A 15,640-nucleotide genomic window follows, 5' to 3' on the forward strand; every position below is an offset into this window, starting at 1 on the left:
AGACGAAACCGGATTATGAAAAGCCAATTCAAAAAATTTATATGGCGGGCAATGGCGGCCGGATTTCTGGTGACCGTTTCCGGTTCATGTAAACGTGAAATCATTGAGGAGCTGTCAGAACTGACTCCGCGTGGAGAGGTTAATGGGGTTGTGATATTGCCGGCAGGCACATCCTGGGCGGCGGATGAGCTGGGCATAGTCAGTATAGATGCGAAAGAGAATGTGCGGAATAGTGCATTTCGTTTGTCCCAGTTTGATCTTTCGGGTTACAATACGATCTATGCGGTACATCCAGACGGAAAACTGGCAATGGCCGCTTCCATGGTGGGCGGACAGACGCAGGTGGAAATGAGTGCCACCTCTACGGCTGTGACATTGCTGATGATAAGTCCTGTGGCGATGATGTTAACGGATAGCGCTAGGGTAAAGCTGATTGATTTTTACAAAATACAACCCGAATTTCCGGCGCTTGTGAAAAGCATAGAGGAGCTGGTCAAAAAACGAACAGATATTTCTGACGAATCCAATTCGGAATTATTTAGGCTTATAAACCAAATTCATCGTACTCCGGTAAAAATTGGCAACCGGGAAACGGGAACAACTGATTTTTTACAGAATGAGGAAAGGATCGACCTGTCACTTGAACAACCACGGGCAATTAAAGTCACGAATTTGGGGTCAGCACTGTATTATCAGGTAGAGATTTATGACCAGCAGAAAGGTGAAAACGTGGCCAGTTTTACACTTCCTGCTGCAACCCTCGGAAACACATCCGTTGTGGATGCCGCCGTTTATTTTGCGGAAGATCCGGATCGGATGGAAGCCTGCTATGAGGATGCAAAGAGGCGGATCCGCGGAGGACTGGCTGAAAATAAGTTGTGTGATGGACCGGGACAATTTTTTAGCTTAAAAATGCCCGAACCTAATTTCTATGTATTCAAACAAAATGGTGATTATACTGTCAAAATTAGCAATGGATTCAGGTTGGACGGCCGGAGTGAGATAGACGAGCTGGCACTGGAGGAGAATTCCGAAGATTTAGTTATTCAATTGATTTCTGTGCTGGTCAAAGCTAGCGTCGTTAAAAATACATATGACAAAATAGGGCCCAAATGCAAAAAGGCTTTGGGTAAAGAATTAAAATCTTTCTTTAAGATTGAAGCTAAAAGCATGAAAGATAACCCGTCCTATTCAAATGATCAGCTCTCTTTTAAACTGGTACAGTTTACCAATAACACCCTAAAAGGCTTAAATGATTGTGTACTGGAAGCAGGAATCGTTTCGTATGGAGGTTATACCACCGGATTGCTTAAGACATTCTTCAAATTAGTCGACGTTGCATCCAAGATTGGTAGTGTTTGGAACATTATGATAAAGCTCAACAGCATCGCTTCTGACAAGCCCTACTATGAATTTTGCATCCGGGTTGACCCTAAAAATGTACTGTATTGCACAGATTCGCCAAATACCGCCGACACCTACTACGGCGGTAAAAGCTTCGGTGATCCTAACATCATCACATTTGACGGTAAAAGTTATGGATTTAATGGGGTGGGGGAATTTATGGCTGCCAAATCCCTGACCGACAATTTCGAGATCCAGGTAAGGCAGGAGGAGCTGGTCGACAGAAACAACTCCGGAAGTGTGTCCTGGAATACAGGCCTGGCCATACATACCGGCGCCGATAAATTATGTTTCTACCCCGGCAAATACTATGTTAATCAAGACGTATATAGGTATCCGTCTATTCTGGATGTTCCCTTGCAAAACGGTGGCAGTATCCAGGGAGATCAACAGACGATTGTTATCAGTACAGGAAACGGTGATCTTATCAAAGTATTCAACCACGGTGACGCATTTGACTATTCCATTATTCCCGACGCCAAACGGAAAGCTAAAATGACCGGAATTTTTGGGAATTATGATAACCGGCAGGACAATGATCTGCAGATCAGGAACGGGGCGCAGATCAGCGGATCTTATAATACGCTGTATCCCGAATTTGCCGACAGTTACCGCATACCCCAGAACCAGTCGCTATTCGTATACGATGCAGGTAAAAACACGGAAAGCTATACCGACAGAAAGTTTCCCCGGTCGGCTCTGGAGATCTCAAATGTTCAGCGGGCACGCGCTGAGCAGGCTTGTAAAAGCGCAGGGGTGGTTGCACCGTTTTTAGAGGGTTGTATCAATGACGTCGTGGCCACAGGTGATAACAAGTACGCCGACAGGAGTAAGGATTTGCAGGATGAAAGGGTATTAAAGGCATTTAACATCAATTTGGGAAATCCGGACCGGAGCTTGTACAACTGGAGTGAGAATGTTGGCTTTGTAGAGGACTACGCATTATTAGAAGGTGGGTACGGATCCAGCAAATTACTAACAAAAAATAATGTTCCCATTACTTCCGGATTTGAGATGACGCTGCACATGTCAGCCACGAAGGAGCAGTATCTGAACTCCATTATTATATCCCCGATAGAAAGCAAGTTGCCCATTTTTTATCGAATTGCCGATACCAGTTTTCCTTCCGTTGATTTGTTTGACAACAGAAAGCATAAAATAGATTTCATATTTGTCCCGGTTCTAAATGGGATTAAAAATGAGTATAGAATGACAATTGTTATTGATGGGAAGATCGTGTTGAACGAAACTGCTGTCTATACCGACCTGCTCACAGTGGACAGGCTAGTTATCGAAAATGAGGGCAAGGCAAAGATTTATAACTGGGCTTACAAGAGCCGCTGATAGAGTTTTTTAGAATGCTATGTTTCAACGTTATTTTGAGCCGCAATATACAAGCTTCATTTTTACCGGTTTAAGGTAAACTTGCTGATTTTTTCTTTTTCTCAGCTATTTTCCTGTTAAAGCAATTCTATTGGCGGACGCAGAGTTGAGTAAATTTTTTGTGATAACTATTGCTTCTGATGAATATCTATTTTCTTGGAATTAGGAGCAACATAATTCGCTTTGAGCTGACAATCAATGATCGGTTTCAATGACCGGAATACCACATTTGTTCATAGAGAGTTAAAGGAAAACAAGGGAATTGGGGCCGGTGTTCATTTTGCCACGGATGGTCATCGTTCCAGAACTGTACAGATTAGCGACTATGCCCTTGCTCTCTGCGGGATTTCTCTCTAAATTTGTACATAGTTGCAGCCCCCCAAAATCTCGGTGAGCAATTCGGTGAGCAGACTTTTTGGTGTTGTCGTAAGATTCTGATTTTCAGTTAGATATAGACGAGTTTCATGTCCCTCTCTCTCTGCAGGACATGATGTCAAAACATTCAAAAACCCCGTTTAAACGCTTTAAACGGGGTTTTTGCGTTTTTGGTCTACACCAAAATATTCAAAAATTCCCAATAAAAATGTAGCGATTCGTGGAAGTAAGACAACTCCAAAATACTTCCACGATTAGGTACTTAACTAGCTGGTTAGCAAGATGTTCACCCCGTAAACATCTTGCGTTTCAATGGTAACAATTCGATTTTTGTTCATCTTAAACATTATGTACTATGTTAGAAACAAGCTTCGGGTTGATTTTCTTTTTGAAAAGACCCAATCCAGAATTAGCGGACGGAATGCGCTATGTATATTGCCGCGTTACCGTCAATGGCGTTCCCAAGGACATCTCTACCAAACGCATTTGGCATCCGTCCAAGTGGAGCGTGGGTGCTGGTCGGGCGACCGGAAACAAGGAGGATACTAAAACATTGAATGCGTACCTTGATACGTTGACTTCGAAGATTTACGAGGCAAAGCGGTCATTGATTGAGACAAACAAAGAGGTAACCTCGGAAGCTATCAAGAATATTCTTCTCGGCAGAACGGAAGGTGGGAAAACTATCCTGCCCATCTTCCGTGAGCACAATGATCAGATCGCCGCTTTAATCGGAGCCGATTTTGCGCCAGGTACCTTGGAGCGATACGAGACATGTTTGAAACACACAAGTGATTTCATCAAATGGAAGTACCAAGCGGACGATTTTGAAATCAAGAAGCTAGACTACGAGTTCATATCACAATACGAGTTCTGGCTAAAAGCGGTCAAGAAAATCAGCCATAATACTACGATGAAGTATTTGGCTAACTTTAAGAAGATCGTGCTTCTGTGTGTTAAGAGAGGATGGCTGCAACGTGATCCGTTCTATGCTTTCAAATTTTCGAAGCGAGAGGTAGACCGACAGGCATTGACCGAAGGCGAGTTGAAGAAAGTATGGGAGAAAGATATGGGTGACGGCCGGCTTGCTCTTGTCAAGGACATTTTTTTGTTCTGTTGCTATACGGGACTGGCATATGCGGACATATATAAATTGAAGCGAACCGAGATTACCGAAGGGATTGACGGAGGAAAGTGGATAACGACTAAGCGACAAAAGACTGACACTCCATCCCGCATACCTATTTTACCAATGGCGTTGGAAATTTTGGAGAAGTACGAAGATCATCCTCAATGCGAGAATGAGAATCGAGTGCTACCTGTGCTTTCGAATCAAAAGATGAATGCATATTTGAAGGAAATTGCAGATTTGTGTGGGATTAAGAAGAATATTACGTTTCACTTGGCTCGCCATACTTTCGCCACCACAGTGACTCTGACCAACGGAGTACCGATTGAAAGTGTTTCCAAGATGTTGGGGCATCGGAATATTAAGACTACTCAGCAGTATGCTAAGATTGTTGATAGGAAGATTAGTGATGATATGGCGAGGTTGAAAGAGATCCTTATGGAAAAACAATAGATTTAACTAAGTTAGTTGCTAAATCTTCCTTGGCAACTTACAATAGTTAGGTACCTGGTTTAATCGCTTGCATACCATTGCTGCAAAGCGGAACACTTAGCTTACAACCTAAGTGTTCTTTTATTTTGACTGCTACGGCAACCAGATCTTGGCGTCGAGATGAAAGGGCGGTAAATACTTTTGATCTGGCCTATGTAGCTCCCCACTTCGAGCGCTAATCGTTAAGTAATCAGGTTTTTGCAGTATGAAAGTGTGAATTTGTGTTTAGAAGTCACTGTTAAACAAATAAATTCAGGAACCTCATTTTGAATGTTTTGAAACACCCAATGTCATGAATCGATACATAGCCTATTTCGATTTTCTAGGATACAAACAGTTCATTTTAAACAATACAAGTGAATATCTAAGACAACGAGCCCGTCATATTTTACGTGATATTGAAATGGCCTTATCACAGGAAAAATACAGGGAATTAAGGCCAGGGTTAGTCATTGCCGATTTGGAAGATGTGGTGATAAATTGCTTGAATATATCTGACACCATAATATTTTGGACTCTTGATGATAGTGTTAGGAGTTTAAAAGAACTACTCGCCGTAGCTCATTACTTTAACTGGTTTCAGATTTATTTTGGCATTCCATTAAGAGGAGTGGTCATTGCCGGGGAAATGGAAATGCTCAGAGGCCACGAAGTGAATGCACACGGTGCTATCTACAGCAACAATTTGATATATGGACAAGGATTGCTAAAAGCCCATGAGAAAGCTGAGTCACTAAATTTTGCCGGATGTGTAATCGATGAATCTGTAATAAATAGTTTGGAAGCGAATATAGGCGCCAGAGAACTGCTAAGTCCATTCGCCAAACCATATCATACTCCTTACAAAGCCGGACATGAGCTCGGCATCCCAGAATATGTACTGAATATCGTTAATAGGGAACTGAACGGAGACAGCTTCGATAATTTTAGGAATCGGATACAGGCACGGTTCTCTGCGGATAATAAGCCTGTGAACTCTCCCAGAGTGCAAGAGTTACTTACTAATACAATTGAATTTTTGGAAACTTATCGTGTAGAAAGCGGGGATTAGCACAAGTTAAAAAAGGCCGTCCCCTCTCTGACAGTGCCGTTTTATCTAATTACTATAATAGCTGGTCTACGAATACAAGCCAATGAGCCGCATAAGCTCGAGCACCTAAGTTACTGTATCCAGGAGTTTATCAACTAGATCCAGTTTTAATACTGATAAACTAGACGTTAGAGATTTTTGATTTAACATTGAGGTACCAACACCTAACATTGCTGTTTATGGGAGAAACCTTACGTATAGGATGGACCTATCATGAACTTGAAGTTGCTGTGGATGCGTATTTGCTTATGATGGCGTTTCAAAAAAGCAAGCAAACCTATTCGAAGGCCGAGATACGTAGAAAGACATTAGAGGGCGGTCTAAAAAATCGTTCGTCGGCCTCATTCGAATATCGAATGCAAAACATATCGGCTGTAATCGCCGATTTCGGACTTTTGCCAGTTACCGGATATCTTCCAGCGTCAAACATTGGTCGAAACGCAGAAATAATCAAATCGATTTTGAGCACAAGACTTGGGTTAGATAGTACCATTGTCGCTCCGACATCGAATGAAGCAGAGCTAGAGAATAATGTTGGAATATTACTCCAGTCAGGCGTCATAAAGAAACCAATTGGTGTTTTGAAACCGGCTAGGTGTGAAATGACGGGTCAAAGTTCATTTTACAGGTCCGTACTTGTAAAGGCCTGGATCTTACAGGCAGCGTCAGGTATATGCGAAGGATGCGACACACCTGCACCGTTCAACTTAACTAACGGTCAACCCTACTTGGAGGTGCATCACGTCAAGCCGCTTGCCGAAGGAGGGCCGGACGTTGTAGAGAACGTGGTTGCCTTATGCCCGAACTGCCACCGGCGATGCCATCTATCTGTCGACCGTGACGCCTTTACAGCAAATCTTTACTTACGTGTTTATAGACTTGTTCCAGCATGAATTATAATTTTATATTATTTGAGAATACCAGTTTGAACAAAAGGTTCGCTATTTTACCCAAAAACACTTTTTAAGATTGACTGCATGCCAATTCAGCAAACAAGTGCTGCTAGAAGTTACAATATGTCCCGCATTCGAGCGAAAAACACCTCACCTGAAATTGCGATAAGAAAAGCTTTGTTCAAACAAGGTTTGAGATTTCGATTGCATGTCCGCAATCTCCCAGGCAAGCCAGATATCGTGTTTTCAAAACAGAAAACCGTCATTTTTGTCCATGGATGCTTCTGGCATTCACATCCAGGCTGCAAAAGGGCAACAATACCTAAATCCAATATTGACTACTGGATCCCGAAAATAACCAACAATACTCTTCGCGACCAACGCCACTATCACGAATTAGAAACGCTGGGATGGCGAGTATTCGTCGTGTGGGAATGTCGAACAAAAGTTTTGTTCTTGGTTGATACTGTAAATGACATCGTAAAGTTTCTCGATAGGGGTAGTCCGTAGCATTAAAAAAAAGTTATATTGCATCCCCTCTTCTTTATATTATTGATGTTAAATACCGAAACTGTAAACCCTAACCTTGCCAACTTCATATTGTCTTTAAGGGATATCGGCTATTCATTCGAGGTTGCGGTAGCCGACCTCATTGACAATAGCGTATCTGCGCGAGCTTCGACAATCCAAATTCACTCGATAGTACATCCCGCACCAATTTTTTGTATGATAGATGATGGTTTTGGCATGAGCGAGGAGGAACTCGTTGAAGCTATGAGACTTTCGTCTAAAAGTCCATTGGGCAGTCGTGATAAAAGTGACCTTGGCAGATTTGGGCTGGGACTGAAGACCGCATCTTTCTCACAATGTAAAAAGTTGACCGTAATATCAAAAAAAGGTGGGGTGATTTCGGCACGTCAGTGGGATCTTGACTTTATCTCTGAGAAAAATGAGTGGCTTCTGATAAATCCATCCAACTGCTCAACGCTACCCTACTATGACGTTATCTCGAAGCAACAATCCGGAACACTGGTCTGCTGGGAAACATTAGACCGTCTCGGTAAAAACGAACATGCCTATGTGATAGATAAACTCAGGAAACATCTTGCCCTCGTTTTCCATAGATATCTCGAAGGCGGCCAGGGCATCAAGGCACTGAAAATACTAGTAAACAATAATCCGGTTGTTCCGTTTAACCCATTTAATTCCGCAAATGACTACACTCAGGAGCTACCAGTAGAGAAAATATGGCTACAGCGGTCACTAATCAAGGTGCAACCGTATATTCTCCCACACCATTCCAAGTTATCCCTTCAGGAATACAATCTTTACGCGACCGAGGAAGGGTATCTCAAATCTCAGGGATTCTATTTGTATCGACGAAATCGTATTCTCATTCACGGGACATGGTGGGGCTTGCATAAAGCACTCGATGCACACAAACTTGTACGAATTAAAATTGATATCGAAAACGACATCGATCACCTGTGGGGTATTGATGTCAAAAAATCTATTGCTAGACCGTGCGATGAAATTAGAAATGACCTGAAGAGAATCATTGACTTAGCTACTCAACGAGGATCTAAACCTTTTGTCACACGTGCTAAAAGAATTGAAAGTAAAGATGTAATACAAACGTGGGATCTTATTGCCAGTAACAATGAAATTCGATTTGTCTTAAATCGGTCGCATCCCTTGTACAAGTCACTTTTAGAATCCCTTACTGCTTCTGCTGCCTTGGAAACGTATCTAAAAAGCATCGAGGCATACCTTCCAATCGATGCCATTCAATATCATCTTCAGGTAAGTCCCTATTCTGTAAAGCAAGAAGCGTCTTTGACGGAAGCAGACATTCAAGAACTAGCAACGAGGATACTTTCTGCGGGACTCCCCCTTAACTACATGGAGGAGCTGCTTAAAACTGACATATTCACTAATCGACGAGATCTCCTAATCTAATGGAAACCAAGAGTTACCAAGTATTGCTTGAATTTATATCTGCTAAACTACGTAAAATTGACGGTGTCTTGCCAAAAGGCAAGATAGCCGAGGAGATCATGAATACCAGGGTGTTAATCGATGCCATTGGTTCCGAAAATTTTGCTATACTACTTTCATTGTCAAATTTCACCGTTCCTGGAACAGACGATTTGCTTAAACTTTCGAGAGAGCTTGAAACACATTTTGACGTTAAGATGGATAGTGGTTTCCTTATACAAGGGGAGGAACAGCGTGAAAGGGATACAACATGGTGGACAAGTATATCAAAGCAAAGATCAAAAAATTACTATTGGAATCGTTTACAGAAATACTTAGAGACCAGTCTGCCGCCAGATGTTATCAGAACACTTGATGTAGATACCGATATGGTTATGAACAATTTGGAAAGTCCAAGCGTTTCGGATTTTTCTCGTTATGGAATGGTTGTAGGTCACGTTCAGTCAGGAAAGACAGGCAACTTTTCAGCCCTGATTTGCAAGGCGGCAGACTCTGGTTACAAGTTTATCGTAGTAATATCCGGCGATAAGAATATCTTAAGGACTCAGACACAGGAGCGACTTAACGAGACATTTGTCGGGCAAACAGAAGGCATTCAAGTCGGCGCTGGAAAAGGTAACGCAAGCAAAGAGCTCTTACCCATTAGCCTAACGACTATTGAACGAGATTTCAATAAACGTGACGCAGACAAATCTGCGCAAGGACTAAATTTTGACAACGTTAGTGTTCCAATTCTTATAGTGATTAAGAAAAACACGAGCACGTTAAACAGTGTTATAGAGTGGCTTCAAAAGCAATATCGGAACAACGTTATTGATCATGCGATGCTTGTCGTGGACGATGAGTCCGATTACGCTTCGATAAATACAAAAGATAATGAAGATCCTACCGCAATAAACAGAAAACTGCGAACACTAATCAGTTTATTTCATAAAAGCGCTTACGTAGCTTACACGGCTACACCCTACGCTAACATCTTCATTGACCATGAAGTGGAAACGGCAGCATACGGAAGAGATCTATTCCCAAAAGATTTTATATATGCTCTAGATGCACCATCTAATTATTTTGGAGCTAGGAGGTTCTTTCTAGATCCGAAGCGAAGTAACTTAGTAAAGATATCCGATTGGGCCGAAGTACTACCTCTAAAGCACAAAAGTGATTTCGAAGTCGTTTCTTTACCTGAAAGTATGTTAGATGCGATTCGGGCATTTACATTGGTCATTTCAATCAGACACCTCAGGGGGCAAGATGAGAAACATAACAGCATGCTGATACATGCGACTCGATTTACGGATGTACACATAAGGCTAAGTAAACGCGTTGAAGACTATCTCACATCAATAAAAGAGGCGGTGACAGTCTACGGAAAGCTTCCTAACGCAGTGGCGCAAAATGCCCTACTGCAAGACCTTCAAAAAACATTTGATACACATTATAAATATATTGAGCTCAGTTTCCACCAAGTGTTGGGGAAGCTTGCGGAGATAGCGGAAACTATCGTAGTTCGTGAGGTACATCAAAAAACATCTGTGCCACTGGAATATCGCAAAGACACACCAACTAATGCGATCGTGATAGGCGGCACAAGTCTTTCCAGAGGATTTACATTAGTCGATTTATCAGTAAGCTATTTTCTCAGGAGTACTATTTTTTATGACACTCTAATGCAAATGGCAAGATGGTTTGGATATCGACCAGGCTTCGAGGATTTATGCCGAGTCTTTATGCCAAAAACTAGAATGGACGATTTTGCCGAGGTCATCAGTAGTACTGAGGAGCTATTCGATGATTTTAAGGTTATGTCGGAAGCAAAAATGACTCCCAGTGATTTTGGACTAGCGGTGCGAGAAAACCCAAACAGCTTCCTTCAAGTAACCGCAAGAAATAAACTAAAGAATGTCAAGGTACTTAACCATTCCATGCAGCTTGATGGGCGTTTAAAGGAAACCAGTTACCTTCTTTGGACAAAGACCGATATTAAACATAACGTCGATGCAATAAAGAAGCTTATTATGAAACTCGGTACTCCGGAAGAGGTAGAAAAAAGCTTAATCTGGCGACAAATCGATAAAGGGCGTATTTTAGAGTTTTTAGGAACTTATCGTACATATGGCAATGACCGACTTGGGTTAACATCACGAATGCCCATAGCGTTTATTGAAAAATATGCCCTTGAAAGGAATACTGATTGGGATATCTCGCTTCACAGCGGAGAAGGTGACGAATTCCACATTGGTGCACATAAGGTTAAGAAACAAAAAAGACGCTTCAATAGACATTCAGGCCATTTGGAACTTCAAAATCGGCAAGTTTCATCAGGATCAGCAGAAGCAATTGGAATCGAAGATCCAGAACTGCGTAAATCAGTTGCGAACAGCCGAGGCAAGACAAGAATATTGCTTTCAAGGCCACTTCTTATGCTCCATATTTTAGAAGAAAGCGATGCCAAAGAAGAGGCAAATACTGTGAATGATTTAAACATTCCTATCAAAGAGATTGCCGCTTTTGGAGTAAGTTTTCCTGGAAATGCCGCTAAAAAAGGCGAGTCGATTACTTTAAGAATAAATACTGTCTACTATCAAAATATTTTGAAAGATATTGAGCAAAATGAAGGATTTGACGACTAAGAATTTAACTGATCTTTGGCAGCTGATGCACCCGGATTCTCAAAGACGCTTAAATAATACACTACATGAGATATTTTGCATTAAAGACACTCAGTCACGGTATGGAATAAAGATTTGCTATCCTAACACAAATGCTTTCGATCGAAGTATAATTAAGATCCAGGGCATAACAGTTGTTACGAAACGTTCTGATAATAAGACGGAGTTGCACATTTTGCTCAATAGCATTGGCAATTTGGACATATTTTCCATTCTATGCATCGACATAATTGAAACAATATCACAATGCAAGAGTGAATCCAATTTACTGCATAAGGTTTTTGGCCGACTACATAGGTGGCAAAGGTTCCTCGCCAAAAACTCCGCTTTAATTCTTAGCAAAGAACGCCAGATGGGGCTATTCTCGGAGCTCATGATCCTGCGCGACTACCTAATTCCGTCTATTGGCATACGAGCCGCATTGGAATGCTGGACAGGGCCCGATTTCGACAAAAAAGACTTTTCTACCCATAGGTCTTTTATTGAAGTCAAATCATTAATATCTAGCAAGGGGTCGAACATTATGATTTCCTCACTAACCCAACTTGATGCCGAAGTTAAACCTTTATGGCTTGCAGTCTACTATATAAGTGAGAATAGCATTGGAGAATCCATCTCCGATGTTGCCAGTACCCTGCTTGAGAAAATAGGAGACGATAGTCAATCGGAACGTCTGCTTTTAGACAAACTATCTGATTATGGATATCTATTTGGTCCACCGGAGATTCCTTTATTTCAATGGCTTGTTGATCGCGTATCGTTTTATTCAGTGGTTGATTCATTTCCTAAAATTTTAGCTAAAAATATCGCCTACCAAATTTCGGATGTGATATATCGTATTGATTTATCAAATTGTCGAGATTTCGAAACGGATTTTGCGAAAATAACTTTATAACATGCCAAGCTTAGAAGAATTTCATCAAGATTTTTTACAATCGATACTTTCCGATTCCGAGAGTAGGGGCGTTCTTAAATCACAATCCTTTTTTGAGATTGCATGCGAGGACTTAGTAAGCACCGGTGATCTTACTGGAAACTATACCACAGCAGACTACTCAAAAAAAGGTATGGAAGTTTCGGGCTTTGATTATGATGAAGAAAGGAAAGTACTAACAATCTTAAATCACCAATTTTTTCAAGATGACGAGCTGCAGACATTGACAAAAAGTGTACTTGAAAACAAGCTTGCTAGGCTTCGAAAATTCTACACAAGTGCCGTAGACGGATTGTTCAAGAATATTGAAGAAACCTCTGAAGCCTATGGCATGGCATACAACATCTATCGATACGCTCAACGAGATCAAGTCCGGAGAGTAAGATTTATTGTTTTGACTGACGGCAAGATATCTCGAAACTTACTAGATATCCCCATAGAACAAAAAGGTGGTATCGACTACGAAAGTAGAGTGATTGACCTTGAATACCTCTATAAAATATACGAAACTGCATCGGGTAGCGCTGGTTTTGAAGTAGAAGTTAATTTGCCTTGCCTGAGGGTGAATGACAATCGTCATGACTATTTTTCTTATCTGACGGTTGTAAATGGGAAAACACTAGTCCAAGTGTATGAGGAGTTCGGTCAGAAACTCTTTGAGCAAAACGTTAGAACATTTCTCCAATTTAAAGGCAATGTAAATAAAGGTCTACGAAATACAATTGAATACAAGCCAGAGATGTTTTTCGCGTATAACAATGGTATAACGGCGACCGCATCTGATGTAGAACTGGATGAAAAGACCGGAAATATAAGGAAAATAGCAAATTTCCAGATTGTGAACGGCGGACAAACTACGTCCGCAATTTACGCGGCATTTAAGAATTCAGGGCTCAGTGTTGATGATGTATCCGTTCAGATGAAACTATCTGTTGTGAAAGATGCAAGGCTCCAGGACGAGTTTATTTCGCGTGTAGCCGAGTATGCAAACACACAGAATAAAATCAACAATTCTGATTTCTTCTCAAACAGCCCATTTCATAAGGACATTAAAGAGTATTCGACTAGAATTTTTGCACCTGCAGTCGGGGGAGCACAACGCCGAACACATTGGTTCTACGAGCGAGTTCGTGGCGAATACCTTAACAGTCAAGCTTATTTAAAAGCAGATGTAAAACGACGATTCTTGATAGAGAATCCTAAAAATCAGGTATTTGATAAAACGCTACTATCGAAGACAGAAAATTTGTGGCTGCAAAGACCAGATATCGTGTCCAAAGGTGCACAAGAAAGTTTTAAAAAATTTGCGGAATACATTGGTGACTTACTGGAAAAGGACGATTTGGCTATCACCGAGTCCTTTTACAATGAAGCCATTGCACGGATTATTTTGTTCCGCACAATGGAACGAATTGTTAGCAAGGCTCCTTGGTATGACGGCGGTTTCCGAGCACAAACTGTGGCGTATTCGATTTCTTATCTTTCGGCAGTTGTTCAAGCATCCAACGTATTTCTGAATTTTGATCTTATATGGGAGCTGCAAGCGGTTCCCGCCGAGCTCGAAAGTGTACTTGGCATCATCGCTGAGAGGGTGTATGCTACAATAACGCATCCAGCGTCAGGTTACGCAAATATTGCGCAGTGGACAAAGAATTCCAATTGCTGGGAAAGTGTCAAGCTTATGAATGTAGACTTACCTGAATTGGACTCATCATTGTTTATTGACCGACAGACTAGCAAGTATAAGCAAAAGGAGAGCAAGAATATCAAATCAATCGACCAAGGGATTGATAAACAGATATTTGTGATTCAGCGATCGCGAGAGGACTGGCGAAAGCTTTTCAACTTTTACACAGCACGAAATGGTAGACGAATACTGAGCGGCATGCAACTCGACATGCTAGAAAAAATGGCTTCAGGTTATATCACAACTCCTTCTGAAAAACAATCAAAAATTTTATATGAGATCTTCCGCGATGCTCAAAGTGACGGATTTGATCCTTCGTAACTTTTAACCGGATTTGTTATCTTTGTTTTAAGACAGTCTTGGTGTTTGAACGCCAGTTTCAAAGCAGGTCATAATATCCTGTAAACAAGCTATTTAGTGTAAAGTGGAGCAAAAAATTGGAATAGATATATTTAGTGGCGCGGGCGGCCTCAGCTGGGGAGCAGAAAATGCTGGTATCAAAATCCGCCTTGCGGTCGAAAAGGATGCCTCTGCCGCGAAGACTTTCTCGACGAACCATCCTGGTGTCACAGTTTTATGTCAGGATATTACAAGTATTGATCCTATGGCGTATGTTGATCAGCGTCCTTTTATCGTCTTTGGTGGACCTCCTTGCCAAGGTTTCAGTATTTCAAACACCAAAACTCGGACAGTAGACAATCAAAACAATTTGCTATTTAATGAATTTGTACGGTTTGTAGAGGCCCTTCAGCCTGCTTGGTTTCTTTTTGAGAATGTTGAGGGTATCAAGTCTTTTAAACGAGGTGAGACAGTACGACTGATTAAAAAATGCTTTGCGGCAATTGGCTATGAAACTGTTGAAGACGTACTGTATGCTTCCGATTATGGAGTGCCGCAGCATCGCAATCGTTTTTTTATGGTTGGGAATCGAATTGGAAAAAGTTTTGCATTTCCGGACAAAATTGACCAACGCGTTACTGTGGCAGAAGCAATTTCTGATTTGCCTGATCTTCAAAACGGAGATATAAACAATGAACTCCCTTACAAAAAAACGTTGGGCGAAGCTAGCGACTATGCTAAGATGATGAGAGCAAACTCCAGCTCTTCACTTCAAAATTTTGTATCGAGAAATGAAGACTACGTTCTCGAACGGTACAAGCACATCGGTCAAGGTCAAAATTGGAGGGCGATCCCAATTGATTTGATGTCTAATTATACTGATAGAAACAACTGTCATAGTGGAATTTATAAGCGTCTTAGCGCTCAAGCACCATCAGTTGTTATATCTAACTACCGAAAAAATATGTTAATCCACCCTTACCAAGATCGGGGGCTATCAGTTCGCGAAGCTGCACGGCTCCAAAGTTTTCCCGATCATTTCAAATTTGAAGGTTCACTAATGCGTATTCAACAACAAATTGGCAATGCTGTCCCACCGTTACTTGCCGAGGTTATCTTCAAACAAATTACGCTGATATCAGATGGTCTAATCGAAGTTTCTCAACCTCCGGCTAACCAATTAGAGATATTTTGATCTCAAATCTGCAAGTTTTTTTAGGATAATACAATCTGCATATTTGTAAACT

The 15,640-nt window shown here is 41.4% G+C and carries 10 protein-coding genes; all 10 read left to right on the plus strand.

Annotation, left to right across the window (positions count from 1 at the left end; genetic code table 11):
• Nucleotides 1-15 precede the first annotated feature (15 nt).
• Nucleotides 16-2,748, plus strand: a complete 2,733-nt coding sequence (locus FHS68_RS07195; protein WP_167268498.1) for a VWD domain-containing protein — start codon at nt 16-18, stop codon at nt 2,746-2,748.
• Between the two features lie 769 nt (nt 2,749-3,517).
• Nucleotides 3,518-4,744, plus strand: a complete 1,227-nt coding sequence (locus tag FHS68_RS07200; RefSeq protein ID WP_167268500.1) for a site-specific integrase — start codon at nt 3,518-3,520, stop codon at nt 4,742-4,744.
• 331 nt (nt 4,745-5,075) lie between these two features.
• Nucleotides 5,076-5,834, plus strand: coding sequence for a hypothetical protein (locus FHS68_RS07205; protein ID WP_167268502.1), 759 nt, complete (start codon nt 5,076-5,078; stop codon nt 5,832-5,834).
• Nucleotides 5,835-6,022: 188 nt separating this feature from the next.
• Complete coding sequence (locus FHS68_RS26645; protein ID WP_310588516.1) at nt 6,023-6,766, plus strand: HNH endonuclease; 744 nt, start codon at nt 6,023-6,025, stop codon at nt 6,764-6,766.
• A gap of 84 nt (nt 6,767-6,850) precedes the next feature.
• Entirely contained in the window at nt 6,851-7,276 is a 426-nt protein-coding gene (locus FHS68_RS26740; protein WP_167268504.1) for a very short patch repair endonuclease, read from the plus strand.
• A gap of 45 nt (nt 7,277-7,321) precedes the next feature.
• Entirely contained in the window at nt 7,322-8,725 is a 1,404-nt protein-coding gene (locus tag FHS68_RS07220) for an ATP-binding protein (protein WP_167268506.1), read from the plus strand.
• Entirely contained in the window at nt 8,725-11,394 is a 2,670-nt protein-coding gene (locus FHS68_RS07225; protein WP_167268508.1) for a Z1 domain-containing protein, read from the plus strand. Before FHS68_RS07220 ends, FHS68_RS07225 begins: the two co-directional genes overlap by 1 nt.
• Before the next feature lie 25 nt (nt 11,395-11,419).
• The gene (locus FHS68_RS07230) at nt 11,420-12,328 is read left to right on the plus strand and encodes a PD-(D/E)XK motif protein (RefSeq protein WP_229211813.1); all 909 of its coding nucleotides are present in this window, start codon (nt 11,420-11,422) and stop codon (nt 12,326-12,328) included.
• A 1-nt stretch (nt 12,329) separates the two neighbouring features.
• The gene (locus tag FHS68_RS07235) at nt 12,330-14,375 is read left to right on the plus strand and encodes an AIPR family protein (RefSeq protein ID WP_167268512.1); all 2,046 of its coding nucleotides are present in this window, start codon (nt 12,330-12,332) and stop codon (nt 14,373-14,375) included.
• 103 nt (nt 14,376-14,478) lie between these two features.
• Nucleotides 14,479-15,588 carry a DNA cytosine methyltransferase gene (locus FHS68_RS07240; RefSeq protein WP_167268514.1) on the plus strand — a complete coding sequence of 370 codons (1,110 nt, stop codon included), beginning with the start codon at nt 14,479-14,481 and terminating at the stop codon, nt 15,586-15,588.
• The last annotated feature ends 52 nt before the right edge of the window (nt 15,589-15,640 follow it).

The sequence above is a fragment of the Dyadobacter arcticus genome (assembly GCF_011762185.1).
In the GTDB taxonomy this organism is placed as follows: domain Bacteria; phylum Bacteroidota; class Bacteroidia; order Cytophagales; family Spirosomataceae; genus Dyadobacter; species Dyadobacter arcticus.